At 63.6% G+C, this 16828-nt stretch carries 17 protein-coding genes and 1 tRNA gene; 11 read left to right on the plus strand and 7 right to left on the minus strand.

Annotated elements, in window-relative coordinates:
* Nucleotides 1-680: 680 nt before the first annotated feature.
* A complete protein-coding gene (locus VPA02S_RS32245) occupies nucleotides 681-1367 on the plus strand; it encodes a hypothetical protein (protein ID WP_230537962.1) in 687 nt (228 codons plus the stop codon).
* A gap of 127 nt (nucleotides 1368-1494) precedes the next feature.
* Here the strand turns inward: VPA02S_RS32245 and VPA02S_RS31865 are convergent, their stop codons facing one another.
* The 6 genes from VPA02S_RS31865 to VPA02S_RS20840 form a co-directional block, all read right to left on the minus strand.
* On the minus strand, nucleotides 1495-1692 hold the full coding sequence (locus VPA02S_RS31865; RefSeq protein WP_150106809.1) for a hypothetical protein: 198 nt from the start codon (nucleotides 1690-1692) through the stop codon (nucleotides 1495-1497).
* Between the two features lie 531 nt (nucleotides 1693-2223).
* Entirely contained in the window at nucleotides 2224-2550 is a 327-nt protein-coding gene (locus VPA02S_RS20825; protein WP_015867267.1) for a type II toxin-antitoxin system RelE/ParE family toxin, read from the minus strand.
* Nucleotides 2547-2828: a YlcI/YnfO family protein gene (locus tag VPA02S_RS31945; protein WP_162269826.1), complete on the minus strand. Its 282-nt coding sequence runs from the start codon at nucleotides 2826-2828 to the stop codon at nucleotides 2547-2549. The genes VPA02S_RS20825 and VPA02S_RS31945 overlap by 4 nt, the downstream gene beginning before the upstream one ends.
* A gap of 255 nt (nucleotides 2829-3083) precedes the next feature.
* Complete coding sequence (locus VPA02S_RS20830) at nucleotides 3084-4313, minus strand: tyrosine-type recombinase/integrase (protein ID WP_062365470.1); 1230 nt, start codon at nucleotides 4311-4313, stop codon at nucleotides 3084-3086.
* 175 nt (nucleotides 4314-4488) lie between these two features.
* A tRNA-Arg gene (locus VPA02S_RS20835) sits at nucleotides 4489-4563 on the minus strand.
* A 55-nt stretch (nucleotides 4564-4618) separates the two neighbouring features.
* A complete protein-coding gene (locus VPA02S_RS20840) occupies nucleotides 4619-4855 on the minus strand; it encodes a hypothetical protein (protein ID WP_062365471.1) in 237 nt (78 codons plus the stop codon).
* A gap of 323 nt (nucleotides 4856-5178) precedes the next feature.
* On the opposite strand from VPA02S_RS20840, the gene VPA02S_RS20845 reads away from it, so the two are divergent.
* The 4 genes from VPA02S_RS20845 to VPA02S_RS20860 all read left to right on the plus strand — a co-directional run bounded on the left by VPA02S_RS20845 (nucleotide 5179) and on the right by VPA02S_RS20860 (nucleotide 9244).
* The gene (locus VPA02S_RS20845) at nucleotides 5179-6201 is read left to right on the plus strand and encodes a Bug family tripartite tricarboxylate transporter substrate binding protein (RefSeq protein ID WP_374987738.1); all 1023 of its coding nucleotides are present in this window, start codon (nucleotides 5179-5181) and stop codon (nucleotides 6199-6201) included.
* A gap of 115 nt (nucleotides 6202-6316) precedes the next feature.
* Nucleotides 6317-6841 carry a tripartite tricarboxylate transporter TctB family protein gene (locus VPA02S_RS20850; protein ID WP_027729803.1) on the plus strand — a complete coding sequence of 175 codons (525 nt, stop codon included), beginning with the start codon at nucleotides 6317-6319 and terminating at the stop codon, nucleotides 6839-6841.
* A gap of 21 nt (nucleotides 6842-6862) precedes the next feature.
* On the plus strand, nucleotides 6863-8392 hold the full coding sequence (locus VPA02S_RS20855; protein WP_018906865.1) for a tripartite tricarboxylate transporter permease: 1530 nt from the start codon (nucleotides 6863-6865) through the stop codon (nucleotides 8390-8392).
* A 15-nt stretch (nucleotides 8393-8407) separates the two neighbouring features.
* Nucleotides 8408-9244, plus strand: coding sequence for a cytidylate kinase family protein (locus VPA02S_RS20860; RefSeq protein WP_062365473.1), 837 nt, complete (start codon nucleotides 8408-8410; stop codon nucleotides 9242-9244).
* A gap of 15 nt (nucleotides 9245-9259) precedes the next feature.
* On the opposite strand, the gene VPA02S_RS20865 is transcribed toward VPA02S_RS20860, so the two are convergent.
* Complete coding sequence (locus VPA02S_RS20865; RefSeq protein WP_015867259.1) at nucleotides 9260-9868, minus strand: Crp/Fnr family transcriptional regulator; 609 nt, start codon at nucleotides 9866-9868, stop codon at nucleotides 9260-9262.
* Nucleotides 9869-10024: 156 nt separating this feature from the next.
* On the opposite strand from VPA02S_RS20865, the gene oxc reads away from it, so the two are divergent.
* The 6 genes from oxc (at nucleotide 10025) to sucC (ending at nucleotide 16628) form a co-directional block, all read left to right on the plus strand.
* The gene (gene oxc, locus VPA02S_RS20870) at nucleotides 10025-11854 is read left to right on the plus strand and encodes an oxalyl-CoA decarboxylase (protein ID WP_062365474.1); all 1830 of its coding nucleotides are present in this window, start codon (nucleotides 10025-10027) and stop codon (nucleotides 11852-11854) included.
* A 26-nt stretch (nucleotides 11855-11880) separates the two neighbouring features.
* Complete coding sequence (frc, locus tag VPA02S_RS20875; RefSeq protein ID WP_062365475.1) at nucleotides 11881-13152, plus strand: formyl-CoA transferase; 1272 nt, start codon at nucleotides 11881-11883, stop codon at nucleotides 13150-13152.
* Nucleotides 13153-13225: 73 nt separating this feature from the next.
* Complete coding sequence (locus tag VPA02S_RS20880; RefSeq protein ID WP_015867255.1) at nucleotides 13226-13663, plus strand: PAS domain-containing protein; 438 nt, start codon at nucleotides 13226-13228, stop codon at nucleotides 13661-13663.
* Complete coding sequence (gene frc / locus VPA02S_RS20885) at nucleotides 13663-14913, plus strand: formyl-CoA transferase (RefSeq protein WP_015867254.1); 1251 nt, start codon at nucleotides 13663-13665, stop codon at nucleotides 14911-14913. The genes VPA02S_RS20880 and frc (VPA02S_RS20885) overlap by 1 nt, the downstream gene beginning before the upstream one ends.
* A 153-nt stretch (nucleotides 14914-15066) precedes the next feature.
* Complete coding sequence (locus VPA02S_RS20890; RefSeq protein ID WP_374987736.1) at nucleotides 15067-15450, plus strand: HAD family hydrolase; 384 nt, start codon at nucleotides 15067-15069, stop codon at nucleotides 15448-15450.
* Between the two features lie 8 nt (nucleotides 15451-15458).
* A complete protein-coding gene (gene sucC / locus VPA02S_RS20895; RefSeq protein ID WP_018906862.1) occupies nucleotides 15459-16628 on the plus strand; it encodes an ADP-forming succinate--CoA ligase subunit beta in 1170 nt (389 codons plus the stop codon).
* Nucleotides 16629-16828: the final 200 nt, after the last annotated feature.

Raw genomic sequence — 16828 nt, forward strand, 5'->3', positions numbered from 1 at the left:
GGAGCGCCGAGAGCGTTTCCACACAACCTCGGCCAAGAGCGGACCTCTGTCGCAGCGGCGAAGATCCGAGTAGCTCCATTCATCTTGGACGATCGTAATTCGGCTATGTGTGAACGCGAACCGCGACAGTTAAACGTACAACAGCAAAACGCCAGCGTCGAGCGTTCGCTGCGCGCAGAAGCAAGCTATTGGAGGCGGCACGGCGTGCCGCCGGCGTTGGCTAGTGTGGGAGTTGAGCGGGGCATCCAATGGGAAAGATCGATCGTCGTTGAACTTGGCATTGACTTCCCGGGCATGCCCAGCATATTCGGTCGGCTAGTAACGCAAGACCAGCGCTTCATTGCATTTGAGATCGACACGACTGATGAGATACGAGTGGAGCAGTGGGAGGACATAACGAGCGCCCAAAATTTCAACGAGCACAATCGAGGCACAGGCGTTGGACGCGGAGCACTGGCTCTCAGGGTTTTGCGTGAACTGAGTGCGTAGTTGCTATTCATGCTGTCGCTGAGTGCAAGCGCTTTCACCGGTGCGACTGAAGCCAACCAGGAACCGACGTTCGCGCCCGTGGCAAGATCGTGCTGATCGGCCCCGAGCCCTCGGTACTGTCCAGCTAAAAAGGCAAGCTCGCTGCACGCATCGATTTCTTTGCCGTCCAGTTGAATGATGACCCTCTCCCCGTGACGAATTCAATTCCGTATTACGCCAAGAACTACGATGTGTTTGTACTGCTTGGTGCACCGAGCTTGTTGCCTTGGCAATGGCAGGTATGGGTGAAGATCGAGCAGTTGCTCGCGCCATTTGTCCGCTCAGACCGCGGAAAGCCGACGGTCCGTTCAAGCCAAACCTCGGGTTTGGGGAAAGAGTATCGATCGGTCGCCTTCGGAAAGATGGGTTGGGATTTGAAGTCACATGCACGTTGGGCGCACGGTTCGCCCTCCAACGCCCTCGAGTCGAATTCTTGGAGGTTCCTTGGAACGGAAGCATGGGCGCCATCATGGACGGTATGCGAGAAAGAACATGAGGCGCCGGACTTCTACTTGCATCTACTTTCGGCGCCTAACGTCCAACATGGAGGCGCATCTCAGTTCGGCTCCATGTTGGTAGTCGCATTGGCAGCTTCTGCCTCTGAAATGCGCCGGGGGGAGCTCCGCGCCGCAATGACCGCCGTTGCAACGCTGCTCGAGAGCCCTCTCGTGGTTTGTAAGCACCGTGCCTGGGGTATCGCGTCAGGCACTGCGGGCGGCTTTCGGGATGCCATTCAGGATTTCGGCGTCGGGCGCGGATTGTTCAGGGAAGAAGACCCTCACGCGCAGCCGATCAGCCTCGAAACCTTTTCTGAAGCGTGGAGCTCGCTTCAAGTTTAAACAACGATGCAGGCCCAGCGACCGGGCCGCTGATTTGGCGTAGGCCCTTGTGCAGGGCTGCTGCAGAGGAATCTGTACTTCCGGTTCGGCCTCCTTTTCGCCGCTAACCTGTGCGGCTACAGTCGGCCTATCGACAATGTTTCAAAATCTGATCGGTGACGTTGTCTGTATGGAGGCGGGGCGACATCCCCGAAGAGAGGTTGTAGATGAAGTTAAAGTGGATATTTTTGGCTCTGCCCATTTTTCTTGTTGCTTGCGCTGCGCCGAGCGGCAAGCCTAAGCCCCAGTCGTGGGTGTCAGATTCAAAGAACGGAGAGTTGGTCATCTATCGGCCCGGATCGTTCGTATTCGGAGCTCGGAATGTCTACTTCTATGTAGATGGCGTTGAAGTTGCAAGTCTAGGATCAGGAACATATTCGCTGATAAAGCTTCCTCCCGGAGCTTATCGTCTTTCTCAAAAGTGGGACTGGGACATGATGATCAAAGACATAGAGATTGAAATCAATGTCCCGTCCAAGGAAAGGACATACGTCCGACTGTCGCAATTGGGCGGTGAGTTTTATGGGGGAGTACTTCACACTACTTGGCAACTTGGATCGGTACCCACGGACGAAGGCTTGAGTGAGATCAAAGGGCTTGAAGCAAGAGCGCCAAGCAATACTTCGCAGTGAGAGGCCTTCCGGGCATCGACTGAAGTCTCCATCGACGGGCAGCTTTCTTCGTGCTGGTACTTCCGCTTAGGGCCACACGAGACATAGCAGCATCTCTGAAGAAGTCATTCAAATTGTGGAGACTGTCGCGCGCCTCTCAGCCAGATCGTCGCGCCACACCACAGCGACTTACGGCCGCATTGGGCTCAGTGGTAGTCCTCTTCGCGCTGATGACGAATTGCCAACACCCTGACTTCCCGCCCTGGAAGGATTTCGTAGAGGGCCACGTAGCCTGTGGAACCAAGCCCTACGATCAACTCTCGGCGCGTTGTACGCCTGCCGTCGCTCGCTTTCCGATACGCCCAAGGATTCTCGGCCAGCCGCTTCTTGATACTGGTGCGAAGCTCGTGCAGTACATGCTGGGCATGGTCCAGTTCCTCCAAGGTCTCTGACCGAGCGACGAGGAACTCAAACAACCGCTCAAGGTCATCCTCGGCTTGCGGGGTCATCTCAACCCCGAACAACTCAGTCACGTGCCAGGGCCTTGCAATTCGCGACGTCGTGCATCAATGCGGGTCTGGACGCGGTCAAACACTTCGTCCACGGGGTGTGAAACACCGGTTCGCAGGTAGTCCTGCCAAGCGGCCTCGCCACGCGCATGGAAGTCCGTCTGGACGCGACGGAAGTCAACTGCTCGGCGCACGGCATCGGCCACAAAGGTGCTGATGGTTTCCTCTTCACCCAGGACCGCTTCGAGCTCGGCACGCAGTTCCGGCTCAACGCGAACGGCAGGTAAGGTGCACGATTTCATGGCCGTAAGCGTAGCACATTTGTAATGCGTTCGCCACTTTGTCCCGACGCCGACATCGGAAGGTGACTTCGAGTGTCTGGTCCTGGCTGAGCCGGCTGTAGTCAACGCGCGGCGTCGGAACGGGCGCGCGGCGCACTGCGAGCAGCACAGCAGTTCACGGCAGGCGTCCGAAGCGGTTTGCCCCAGATTGCGGCGCACCTGCGCGATGTCGTGGCACTCATCCAGCTGGCTTGGAAGGAGCGCGCGGACTTGGCGCTATGTCATCTGGCGCGGCTTCAACGGAATCAGGTCGGCACCGATGCGCAGCTTGTCCAGGTAGTCCGCCCAGCGCTGCATCATTTCCCGGCGCGCGGGGAGATGCGCAGTGCGGTTGTACGCACGACCGTTGGTATCCCTCACCATGTGGGAGAGCTGGTGCTCGATGAAGTCCACGCGCTCGCCAAGCACCTCGTCCATGATGGTCCGCGCGGTTGCCCTGAAGCCGTGAGCCGTGTGGACTTCGGCGCTGTAGCCCATTCCACGCAGGGCGGCATTGATGGTGTTCTCGCTCATGGGGCGTTCACCCGTCCGTATGCTGGGAAACACAAACCGTCCATGCCCCGTGATCGGGTGGAGGTTCCGCAGGATCTCCACCGCTTGGGTTGCCAGCGGCACGACGTGATCGACCTTCATTTTCATCTTCGAGCCGGCGATGCGCCACTCGGCCGCGTCCAGGTCGATCTCAGCCCATTCCGCGGTGCGCAACTCGCCAGGGCGGACAAACAGCAGAGGGGAGAGCTTCAGCGCGGCAACGGTCGTGGGGTGGCCGCTGTAGGCATGGATCGAGCGCATGAGGTCTCCGACTCGCTTGGGCTCGGTAATGGCGGCGAAGTGCCTGGTCGCTTTCGAGGCCAGAGCTTCGCTCAGATCGGCGGTGACGTCCCGCTCTGCCAGTCCTGACACCACCGCGAAGCGAAACACCTGCCCGCAAAGCTGCTTGACGCGATGGGCGGTATCGATGGCGCCGCGTGCTTCCAGCTTGCGGACAACCCGCTCCAGAATGTCCCGCGGACCGATGGTGGACATGGGCATCTTGCCGATGAAGGGGAACGCGTCCTTCTCGAGCCACGTCTTGACCTTGAGCTGCGTTCCGCTCGCTCGTTTGGCGGCAGTCTTTCCCAGCCACTCGCGCGCAACCGCCTCGAACGTATTCGCCGCCGCGTCGGCTCGGGCTCTCTTTTCTTCGCGCTTGGCCGCGCTCGGGTCCGTCCCGTCGGCCAGCAGTTCGCGGGCGGCGGCGCGGCGATCCCGAGCTTTGGCCAGCGAGACCTCCGGGTAGGTTCCCAGCGCCAGCGTTTTCCGCTTGCCGGCGAAGGTGTAATCCATTCGCCAGTATTTCCCGGCAGTCTTCACCAGCAGGTACATGCCGGCGCCGTCGGCATATTTGTCGCCGTTGGCCTTCCCGGTGGGCTTCACCTGCCGAACAAACGTGTCTGTCAGCGCCATCTCTTCTCCTCAACGGTATCTCGTCACGGGGATTTCCGGGATACCGACAAAAATGACGGTATTTCCGGGCGATGGGATGCTACGCCGCGTGTCGTCGCGAGGCAAAGAAAAACCCGCTACGCCTAGAGAGCGTGCGGGTTTCTGATGTGGGGTGAGACGCCGTGAATCGGGTCCTTGGTGCCTTCGACAGGAATCGAACCTGTATCTGAGTCTTAGGAGGACCCCGTTCTATCCATTGAACTACGAAGACGGAGGGCGGCCCGGACTTTACCAGTTTGGCGCCGTGCCGCCGCGCAGAGGTCGGTTCAGCGCAGGCCGATGCGCGAGGCGTGCCAGCGCAGCACGTCGGCGCGCAGCGGGTCGGAGGCCTCGATGCGGTCGGCGCGCACCTGCAGCGCGCGCATCTGCTCGACTTCCTCGATCACCTTGCCGGGGCTGAGCAAGGCCTGAACGAGCACGCTGGCCTCTTCGGCGAGCGCCTTGAGCGCGCCAGCCAAGCCACCAGATGCGCTCGTGCTGGACGATCGGTCAAGGGTAGACATACGGAAACTCCTGGGATTCGTTGGTCGGGAAATGACCGCCATTTTAGGGTTTACCCGAATCCCACCCGAATGCGAGGAAAAACTGAATCCGGCCGGTGCTGCCACAGGCCTTTCGCTCGTGTGCAATTCCTCCCGCGCAGCCTGCGCGGCGGGGCTCGCCCGCCCTCGCTCGGCACGGGCTAACCCCAAGACAAAATCTTTGAAAAGTTGACCAGGGTCAAGCAGGCTAAGTTCTTCCTGCGCGCACCATCGCGCCTGTTCGCATCGGCTCAGATCCCATAAAAAAAAGAGCGCACTTACACCGGAGAACAGGAGACAACATGATGAAGAACTTCTTTTCGCGCACCCGCGCTTGCCGGGCCTCAGTCTTCACTGCGGCCATGCTGGCGCTGGCGGCTGCCACGCCAGCTTCCGCATGGGAGCCCACCAAGCCGGTGGAGTTCGTGATCCCGGCGGGCACCGGCGGCGGCGCCGACCAGATGGGCCGGCTGCTGCAGGGCATCGTCATCAAGTACAAGCTGATGAAGGAGCCGCTGATCGTCGTCAACAAGTCGGGCGGCGCGGGGGCCGAGGGCTTTCTTGCGGTGAAGGAAGCCAAGGGCGATCCGCACAAGATCATCATCTCGCTGTCCAACCTGTTCACCACGCCCATGGCCACCGGCGTGCCCTTCAACTGGAAGGACATGACGCCCGTCGCGATGATGGCGCTCGACCAGTTCGTGCTGTGGACCAACGCCGAGCAGCCGTACAAGAGCGCTTCCGAGTTCATTGCGGCGGCCAAGGCGGCGGGCCCGAGCAAGTTCAAGATGGCCGGCACCGGCTCCAAGCAGGAAGACCAGATCATCACGGTGGCGCTGGAGAAGGCCACCGGCACCAAGTTCATCTACGTGCCGTTCAAGGGCGGCGGCGAGGTGGCGGTGCAACTGGTAGGCGGGCACGTGCAATCGACGGTCAACAACCCGATCGAGGCGGTGGCCCAGTGGCGTGCGGGCAAGCTGCGCGCGCTGTGCGTGTTCGACGACCAGCGCATGCCGTTCAAGGCCAAGGTGACGGAGACGCAGTCGTGGAACGATGTCCCCACCTGCAAGGAAGCGGGCGTTCCCACCAAGTACACGATGCTGCGCGGCATCTTCATGCCTGCCGGCGTGACGCCCGAGCAGCTCGCCTTCTACGTGGACCTGCTGACCAAGATCGCCGCCACGCCGGACTGGAAGGAGTACATGGAGAAGGGTGCCTTCAACCCGACCTTCATGACCGGCGACGCGTTCACCAAATGGCTCACGGAAGCGGAAGCCACGCACCGCACGCTGATGACGGAAGCCGGCTTCCTGGCCAGCAGCAAGTAGCAATCACCGAGCGTCGCGCGGCGCTCCTTGCCCTGATGAGACGGCCGCCGGCAGGGCGGCGGGCGGAGCGCTGCACTTCGGGTTTCACGGCATACACATGAACGATGGGGACTCCATGGAGCACGACGAGAATTCAGCAGACGGGCCGGTGCGCACCGGCGTAGCGACCCACGTGGTCGAGGCCGTGGTCGCACTGGTCCTGGTGGCCATCGGCCTGGTGGTGATCTACGAGAGCCAGAGGCTGGGCTCGGGCTGGACCAGCGACGGGCCCGGCGCGGGGTACTTCCCCTTCTACATCGGCGTGATCATCACGATTTCCGGCGCCGGCATCCTGTACCAGGCATTGCTGGGCAAGAACAGGAAGACCGAGGTCTTCGTCGACTCGGTGCAGCTCAAGCGCGTGCTGTCGGTGCTGCTGCCGGCCACGGTGTACGTGGGGGCGATCTCGCTGCTCGGCATCTACGTGGCGTCGGCGATCTACATCGCGCTGTTCATGGTGTTCCTGGGCAAGTACTCGTGGGTGAAGAGCGCCATTGCGGCGCTGGTCGTCAATACGGTGTTCTTCTGCATGTTCGAGGTGTGGTTCAAGGTGCCGCTGTTCAAGGGCGCACTCGATCCTCTCCGGTTTCTCGGCTACTGAATCTCACGGAGCAAACGCGAAATGGATGAAATCAGTGCCCTGATGCAGGGCTTCTCGGTAATCCTCACGCCGATGAACATCGGCCTGATGTTCGTCGGCATCATCCTGGGCGTGCTGATCGGCGTGCTCCCGGGCCTGGGCGGCGCCAACGGGGTGGCGATCCTGCTGCCCCTCACGTTCACGATGTCGCCGACCTCGGCAATCATCATGCTGTCGTGCATCTACTGGGGTGCGCTGTTCGGCGGGGCCATCACCTCCATCCTGTTCAACATCCCGGGCGAGCCGTGGTCGGTGGCCACCACCTTCGACGGCTATCCGATGGCGCAGCAGGGCAATGCGGGCGCCGCGCTGACCACCGCCTTCACCTCGTCGTTCGTGGGCGCGCTGCTGGCGGTGATCATGATCACCTTCCTGGCGCCGCTGGTGGCCAAGTTCGCGCTCAAGTTCGGCTCGCCCGAATTCTTTGCGGTGTACCTGCTGACCTTCTGCAGCTTCGTGGGCATGGGCAAGGGCTCGCCGTTCAAGATCCTGGCCTCGATGGCGCTCGGCTTCGCTCTGGCCAGCGTGGGCATGGACACGGTCACGGGCCAGCTGCGGCTCACCTTCGGCCAGCCCGAGCTGATGCGCGGCTTCGACTTCCTGATTGCGGTGATCGGCCTGTTCGGCATCGGCGAGATCCTGCTGTCGATGGAAGAGGGCCTGAAGTTCTCGGGCAAGAGCGCGAAGATCGATCCGAAGGTGGTGCTGCAGACCTGGAAGCAGCTGCCGCAGTACTGGGTGACTTCGCTGCGCAGTTCGCTGATCGGCATCTGGATGGGCATCACGCCCGGCGGCGCGACACCGGCTTCGTTCATGGCCTATGGCCTGGCCAAGAAGATGTCCAAACGCGGCTCCAAGTTCGGCACCGGCCAGATGGAAGGCGTGGTGGCCCCCGAGACCGCGGCGCACGCCGCGGGCACCAGCGCGCTGCTGCCGATGCTGGCGCTGGGCATTCCGGGTTCGCCCACCGCCGCGGTGCTGCTGGGCGGCCTGCTGATCTGGGGCCTGCAGCCCGGCCCGCTGCTGTTCGTCGAGCAGAAGGACTTCGTCTGGGGCCTGATCGCCAGCATGTACCTGGGCAACATCGTGGGCCTGATCGTGGTGCTGAGCACGGTGCCGCTGTTCGCCTCGATCCTGCGCATTCCGTTCTCGATCATCGCGCCGGTGATCATCGTGATCTGCGCCATCGGCGCCTACACGGTGCACAACGCGATGCTCGACATCTGGTTCATGCTCGGCTTCGGCGTGGTGGGCTACCTGTTCAAGAAGCTCGACTTCCCGCTGGCGCCGCTGGTGCTGGCGCTGGTGCTCGGCGACAAGGCGGAAGACTCGTTCCGCCAGGCCATGCTGGTCTCGCAGGGCGACGTGACGATCATGTTCTCGAACCCGCTGGTCGGCGGCATCACCACCCTGGCGCTCGTGCTGCTGTTCTGGCCGCTCATTTCCAAGGTGCTGGCTTTCGTCAAGCCCAAGAAGCCCGACGAGTTCGCCGTCGAGCGCCCGGTGGACTGAACGGAGAACAACCACATGCCAGTGATCGCACTCACCCAGGAGATGGGTTCCCTTGCCAAGGACGTGTCGCTTCGGCTTGCCGAAACGCTCGGCCTCGCGGTCATGCGCCACGAGACGATCGAGCGCGTGGCCGACCGCATGCAGGTGCCGACCAGCTTCATCGGCCGCCTGCGCGACGGCAAGGCCGGTTTTGTCGAGCGGTTCACCGCCGACCGGCGCAGCCTGGCGCTCTACACGGCCGAGGAACTCTTTGCGCTGGCCGACCGCGGCAACGTGGTGCTGCGCGGCTGGGGCGCGACCTGCCTGCTGCGGCCGGTGCCGCACGTGATGTGCGTGCGCATCACGCGCTCGATGAAGAAGCGGGTCGAATGGCTGATGGCGCACCTCGAAACCGACGATGCCGAGTTTGCCGAAGCCGAGATCCGGCGCAGCGACGACGCGCACGCCGCGCGCATGCATGCGCAGTTCGGCGTGACCTGGGGCGACCCGGTGCTCTACGACCTGGTGCTCAACACGGACCGCCTCTCGGTGGACAGCTGCGTGGCGCAGATCCGCGCGCTGGTGGAGCGCCCCGAGTTTGCCGAGACGCCGGCCTCGCGCGCGCTCCTGGCCAACATGGCGCTCGCGGCGCGGGTGAAGTCGGCGCTCAAGGACAACGAGGCGACCGGCGACATCCGCGTGACCGTCGAGGCCGACCAGGGCAAGGTCAAGCTGAGCGGCATCGTGCTCGATGCACAGGAGCGCGCGCTCACGCAGGAGGTGGCCTCCAAGGTCGACGGCGTGAGCGGCGTCGACAACGCGCTGCGCCTGATGACCGTTCCGCGCCGCTTCGCGTCGGCCAAGCAGACCTGAAAAAGGGCGCGCGAGCTAAATTTTTCCGCGCTTTCGGAGCCGGCTCAGGGTTTCTGCGGAGAGATTGAGGTACGACGCCAGCTCCTTGCTGGGAATGCGGTCTTCCAGCTCGGGGTGCTTGCGCATGAAGCGGTGCACGCGGCCGGGGGCGTCGAGCAGATGCAGCGTGATGGTGTGCGCCATGATTTCGCTCATGCCGCGCATCACGCAGTATTCGAACAGTTCCTTGGTCTCGGGGTGGCGGTCCAGGAACGCGATCCACTCCTTCAGCGGCAGGCTGGCCACGCGGGCCTTGGTGACGCAGACGATGCCGTAGGGCGTGGGCGTGCCCAGCCGCAGCGCGGCGTAGCTGGTTTCCATGTCGTGCGCATCGGCAAAGCGCAGGATCATTTCCTTGCCCTCGGGGTTGCTCACCACCCGCTTGAGGATGCCGTCGAGGATGAAGTACTGCTCCATCTCGCGCACGCCCTGGTGCAGCAGGAAATCGCCCTTGTTGCCGTCCACGATGACGAGATGGGTTTCCAGCTCGGCGCGCTCGCTCTCGCTCAGGTCCTTGAGAAGGATGTTCTGCCGGAGCTGCGCGCGAATGATGTTCTTCTCCGGGTGGTTTTCCAACAAGGTCATGGGTCCCGTCTTGCTCGAATGCGCAACAACAACTTCTGGTTCATCTGGCCGGTGCCGTTTTCCGGAAAGTTGACCGAGGTCAACGCCCGAAAGCATGCCCCCGAATCATAGTCCCGGCTCGGGCCTCGGCCATTCAACCAAGCAAGAAGGAGAGACATGTCTTCAGTAAGAACGGACAAAGAGGCATCCACCACCCTGGACGACGCCCTCAAGCCCAAGAACAGGGCAAACGACGGCGATGCGGTCGTGGTGGCCCTCAAGCACCCTGCCGACGAGGCATCGGCGGCGCACGAAACGACCATCGACGGCTTCCACCTGGTCATCGATGCGCTCAAGCTGAACGACATCGACACCATCTTCGGCCTGCCGGGCATTCCCATCACCGACCTCACGCGCATGGCGCAGGCCGAGGGCCTGCGGGTCATCTCGTTCCGCCACGAGCAGCATGCGGGCAACGCCGCCGCCGCCGCCGGCTTCCTCACGCAGAAGCCCGGCATCTGCCTGACGGTGTCGGCGCCCGGCTTCCTGAACGGCCTCACGGCGCTGGCCAATGCCACCACCAACTGCTTCCCGATGATTCTCATCAGCGGCTCGAGCGAGCGCGAGATCGTCGACCTGCAGCAGGGCGACTATGAGGAGATGGACCAGCTCGCGATCGCCAAGCCGCTGTGCAAGGCGGCCTTCCGCGTGCTGCATGCGCAGGACATCGGCGTGGGCATCGCACGCGCCATCCGCGCGGCGCTGTCGGGCCGCCCGGGCGGCGTGTACCTGGACCTGCCGGCCAAGCTGTTCGCGCAGACCATGGAGGCCGAAGCCGGCCGCCGCTCGCTCATCAAGGTGGTCGATCCCGCGCCGCGCCAGATTCCCGCGCCCGACGCGGTCAAGCGTGCGCTCGACCTGCTCAAGGGCGCCAAGAAGCCGCTGATCCTGCTGGGCAAGGGCGCGGCCTACGCGCAGGCCGATGCCGACATCCGCGCGCTGGTCGAGAAGACCGGCATTCCCTACCTGCCGATGTCGATGGCCAAGGGCCTTTTGCCCGACACGCATGCGCAGTCGGCCGCGGCCGCGCGCTCCTACGTGCTGCAGGAAGCCGACGTGGTGATGCTGGTGGGCGCGCGCCTGAACTGGCTGCTGTCGCACGGCAAGGGCAAGACCTGGGGCCAGGACAAGGGCGCCAAGCAGTTCATCCAGATCGACATCGCGCCGACCGAGATCGACAGCAACGTGGCGATTGCCGCGCCGGTGATCGGCGACATCGGCTCCTGCGTGGCGGCGCTGCTCGCGGGCGTGGATGCCAAGTGGGCCAAGCCGCCGGCCGAATGGACCGGCGCCATCGCCGAGCGCAAGGACAAGAACCTCTCGAAGATGGCCGTGACGCTGGCCGCACGGCCTTCGCCGATGAACTTCCACAGCGCGCTCAGCGTGATCCGCGACCAGGTGAAGGCGCGGCCCGACGCCATCGTGGTGAACGAAGGCGCCAACACGCTGGACTTCGCGCGCAGCATCGTCGACATGTACGAGCCGCGCAAGCGCCTGGACGTGGGCACCTGGGGAATCATGGGCATCGGCATGGGCTTTGCCGTGGCCGCCGCGGTGGTCACCGACAAGCCGGTGATCGCCATCGAGGGCGACAGCGCCTTCGGCTTCAGCGGCATGGAGGTGGAGACCATCTGCCGCTACAACCTGCCCATTTGCATCGTCGTGTTCAACAACAACGGCGTCTATCGCGGCACCGACGTGAACGCGAGCGGCACGCCCGACGTGGCGCCCACCGTGTTCGTGAAGAACGCGCGCTACGACAAGCTGATGGAAGCCTTCGGCGGCGTGGGCGTCAATGCCACCACCGCGGACGAATTGCAGAAGGCGCTGGCCGAAGCCGTGGCTTCGCTCCGTCCGACCCTCATCAATGCCGTGATCGACGAGACCGCCGGCACCGAAAGCGGCCGCATCACCAGTCTGAACCCCAGCACGGCGAAGAAGAAGTAACCCAGCATCCTCAAGGAGAACCTCAAATGAGCAACAAACCCCTCAACGGCATCAAGATCATCGACTTCACGCACGTGCAGGCCGGCCCGGCCTGTACCCAGATGCTGGCCTGGTTCGGCGCCGACGTGATCAAGGTCGAGCGTCCGGGCGCCGGCGACGTCACCCGCAGCCAGCTGCGCGACATCCCGAACGTCGACGCGCTGTACTTCACCATGCTCAACAGCAACAAGCGCTCGATCACGCTGGACACGAAGAAGCCCGAGGGCAAGGCCGTGCTGGAAAAGCTGATCCGCGAATCCGACGTGCTGGTGGAGAACTTCGGCCCCGGCGCGCTGGACCGCATGGGCTTCACCTGGGCCCGCATCCAGGAGCTGAACCCCAAGATGATCGTCGCCTCGGTCAAGGGCTTCAGCGACGGCCACCACTACGAGGACCTGAAGGTCTACGAGAACGTGGCGCAGTGCGCCGGCGGCGCCGCCTCCACCACCGGCTGGTGGAAGGGCGAGAACTCGGTGCCGACGATCTCGGCCGCCGCGCTGGGCGACTCCAACACCGGCATGCACCTGGCCATCGGCATCCTGACGGCCATCATCGGCCGCCAGCAGACCGGCAAGGGCCAGAAGGTGGCCTGCTCGATGCAGGATGCCGTGCTCAACCTGTGCCGCGTGAAGATGCGCGACCAGCAGCGCCTGGACAACGTGGGCTACCTGGAGGAATACCCGCAGTACCCGCACGAGATGGAGGCCTTCAAGGACAAGGTGGTGCCGCGCGGCGGCAATGCCGGCGGCGGCGGCCAGCCGGGCTGGATCCTGAAGTGCAAGGGCTGGCAGACCGACCCCAACGCCTACATCTACTTCACGGTGCAGGGCCACGCCTGGGACCCGATCTGCGACGCGCTCGGCAAGCCCGAGTGGAAGACCGACCCTGACTACATGACCCCCAAGGCCCGCCAGCCGCACATCGACCAGATCTTCGCCACCATCGAGGACTTCATCAAGGACAAGACCAAGTTCGAGGCGGTGGACATCTTCCGCAAGCACGACATTCCCTGCGCCCCGGTGCTGTCGATGAAGGAACTGCTGCACGACGAGTCGCTGCGCAAGAGCGGCTCCATCGTCGAAGTGCCGCACAAGGAGCGCGGCAGCTACTGGACCATCGGCAGCCCGATCAAGTTCTCGGACCTCAAGCCCGAGGTCACCGCCTCGCCGCTCCTGGGCGAGCACACCGAAGAGGTGCTGGCGGAGCTTGGCTACACCCAGGCACAGATCGACAACCTGAAAGAATCGAAGGCCGTCTAGCGGACCCACCCCGGCTCGCCGCTTCACGAGACGCGGGCGAGCCGGGAAATGACATGAAGCGCCAGAGGAAAACATGCAAGCGAACGTTGATTTCAAGCAGCTCGTCGAAGGCGCCGGCGACGCGATCATGGTGTGCGATGCGCAAGGGGCGATCACGCTCTGGAACCGCGCGGCCGAGCGCATCTTCGGCTTCACCGAAGCCGAGGCGCTGGGCCAGTCGCTCGACATGATCATTCCCCAGCGGCAGCGCCAGCGGCACTGGGACGGCTACCACAAGACCATGGAAACCGGCATCACCAAGTACGGTGCCGACCTGCTGCGCGTGCCGGCGCTGCACAAGGACGGGCACACGCTGTCGATCGCCTTCACGGTGTCGATGCTGTTCTCGCAGAGTCGTGAAGTCACGGGCATCGTCGCCATCGTGCGCGACGAAACCACCCGCTTCGCCGAAGAGCGTAAATTGCGCGCTCGTCTGCAAGAAGCAGAGGCCACGATCAAAGGAGACAGCTGATGAGCAGCAAGGCACTTGAGGGCGTTCGCATCCTCGACTTCACCCATGTGCAATCCGGTCCCACCTGCACCCAGCTGCTGGCGTGGTTCGGCGCCGACGTGATCAAGGTGGAGCGCGCCGGCGAAGGCGACGCCACGCGCGGCCAGCTGCGCGACATTCCCGGCGTGGACAGCCTCTACTTCACGATGCTCAACCACAACAAGCGCTCGATCACGCTCGACACCAAGAAGCCCAAGGGCAAGAAGGTGCTCGATTCGCTGATCAAGACCTGCGACGTGCTGGTGGAGAACTTCGCGCCCGGCGCGCTCGACCGGATGGGCATCACCTGGGCCCACATCCAGGAGCTCAACCCGCGCATGATCGTGGCGTCGGTCAAGGGCTTCGGCCCCGGCAAGTACGAGCACTGCAAGGTGTACGAGAACGTGGCCCAGTGCGCCGGCGGGGCGGCCTCGACCACCGGCTTCGAGGACGGCCCGCCGGTCGTCACCGGTGCGCAGATCGGTGACAGCGGCACCGGCCTGCACCTGGCGCTGGGCATCGTGGCGGCGCTCTACCAGCGCAACAGCACGGGCCGCGGCCAGCAGGTGCTCGCGCCCATGCAGGACGCGGTGCTCAACCTGTGCCGCGTGAAGATGCGCGACCAGCAGCGGCTGGAGCGCACCGGCACCATGCACGAGTACCCGCAGTACCCCGACGGCAAGTTCGGCGACGCGGTGCCGCGCGCGGGCAATGCCTCGGGCGGCGGACAGCCGGGCTCGATCCTCAAGTGCAAGGGCTGGGAGACCGACCCCAACGCCTACATCTACTTCATCACGCAAGGGGCGGTGTGGCCCGCGGTGTGCAAGGTCATCGGCGAGGAAGGCTGGATCACCGACGAGGCCTATGCCACGCCGGCCGCACGCCTGCTGCACCTGAAGCCGATCTTCGCGCGCATCGAGCAATGGACCATGACCAAGGACAAGTTCGAGGCCATGGACATCCTCAACCAGTACGACATTCCGTGCGGGCCGATTCTCTCGATGAAGGAAATCGCCGCCGATCCGTCGCTGCGCGAGACCGGCACCATCGTCGAGGTCGACCACCCGACGCGCGGCAAGTACCTGACGGTGGGCAACCCCATCAAGATGTCCGACAGCCCGACCGAGGTCACGCGCTCGCCGCTGCTCGGCGAGCACACCGACGAGGTGCTGATGCAGCTGGGCTACACGGCCAGCGACGTGGCCGCGCTGCGCGCTGACGGCGTCATCTGAACTGAGCGCCGGTTTTTAGAAGGCTGAGGAAAACGCGGGTGGCAATGCCATCCGCGGCGGGAATTCACGGCCAATTATGTATAACTTATAGTGAATGCATTCAATAAAATAGTTTAACTATTATTTATCGATCATCGAATCTACATTTTGATCATGCCGATCCGCAAAACATTTGATGCCCGGCATTCAATTTCTAGGAGAAATTTCATGATCGATGATTTGCCAATTCAATACTGGAACAGCGAAACCGAGCGCAACGCCTACAACGCGGCGTTCTACGAATTGGGATTGCGCTGGCACTGGGACCGCGAAGTCTATTGCCAGCTGCTGCGCGAGAGCCAGGACGGCGTCGAGCGGATCTGCCATTACCTGCGCACCCACCAGCCGCATCTTCTGCGTGCCTACGACGCCAAATTCCTGGCCGAGGTGATCGAGCAGAAAAAGGAAGAGCATCAAAAGCGCGAGCTCGATGCCGGCGTCATGAAAAGGCGCTATTTCAACTGGGCCGAAACCCGCGGCGCCGAGCTCGGCGCCTGAAAGCCGCCATGAATATCCACGAATACCAGGGCAAGGACGTATTGCGCAAATACGGCGTTCCCACGCCGCGTGGATATGCCTGCTTTTCGCCCGACGAGGCGGCCGATGCGGCCGCGCGGCTTGGCGGCAGGGCCTGGGTGGTCAAGGCGCAGATCCATGCGGGCGGCCGCGGCAAGGGCGGCGGCGTGCGGCTGGCGTGGTCGGCGGCCGAAGTGCGGCGCCATGCCGACGAGCTGCTTGGCATGACCCTGCGAACGCACCAGACGGGCCCGCAAGGCCGGCTGGTGAAGCGGCTGCTGGTGGAGGAGAGCGTCGAGATCGAAAAGGAGTTCTACCTCGGCATGGCGGTCGACCGCGAGTCGCGCCGCGTGGCCCTGATGGCGTCGAGCGAAGGCGGCATGGACATCGAGGACGTGGCGGCGCGCACGCCGGAAAAAATCCGCAAGCTCTTCGTCGATCCGTCCACCGGCGTGAAGGCGGCCGAGGCCGACGGGCTGGCGCGCGACATCGGCTTTTCCGGAAAGCTGCTGCCGCAGGTGCGCACGCTGGTGCAGAACCTCTACCAGGCCTTCGACGCCTGCGACGCATCGCTGGCCGAGATCAATCCGCTGGCGCTCACGCGCGACGGCCGCGTGCTGGCGCTGGATGCCAAGTTCAACTTCGATCCGAACGCGCTGTTCCGCCAGCCCGAGATCGCCGCGATGCGCGATCTCGACGAGGAAGACCCGGCCGAGGTCGAGGCCTCGAAGTTCGATCTTTCCTACATTGCGCTGGAAGGCGACATCGGCTGCCTGGTGAACGGCGCGGGCCTGGCGATGGCCACGATGGACGCGATCAAGCTGTACGGCGGATCGCCCGCCAATTTCCTGGACGTGGGCGGCGGCGCCACGGCGGAGAAGGTGACCGAAGCCTTCAAGCTGATGCTGCGCAACCCGAACCTGCGCGCGATCCTGGTCAACATCTTCGGCGGCATCATGAAGTGCGACGTGATCGCGCGCGGCGTGGTGGCTGCCGCGCGCGAGGTCCAGTTGGCGGTGCCGCTGGTGGTGCGCATGAAGGGCACCAACGAGAGCCTGGGCAAGACCATCCTCGGGCAGTCGGGCCTTCGGATCATCAGTGCGGACGACATGGCGGAGGCGGCGGGGCTGGTGGTGGCTGCTGCGCGGCGGGGAGGCTAGGACCATGAAGCACCGCTTTGTGTTTGACCTACCTTGTCCGGGGCGCGCTCCCGCCGACGGGGTACCTTGCTCCGCGAATGTCCCCCGCCCTTCGGGCTCCTCCTTTATTTCGCTGCGCAAGGCACCCCATCGACGGGAGCGTTGGACAGAGCGGTGGTTGATCAGCGGTGCACAACGAGCGTGTCCTCGTGCACAGGGCA

Origin of the sequence: Variovorax paradoxus NBRC 15149 (assembly GCF_001591365.1) — a bacterium.
GTDB classification, from domain to species: Bacteria; Pseudomonadota; Gammaproteobacteria; order Burkholderiales; family Burkholderiaceae_C; genus Variovorax; species Variovorax paradoxus.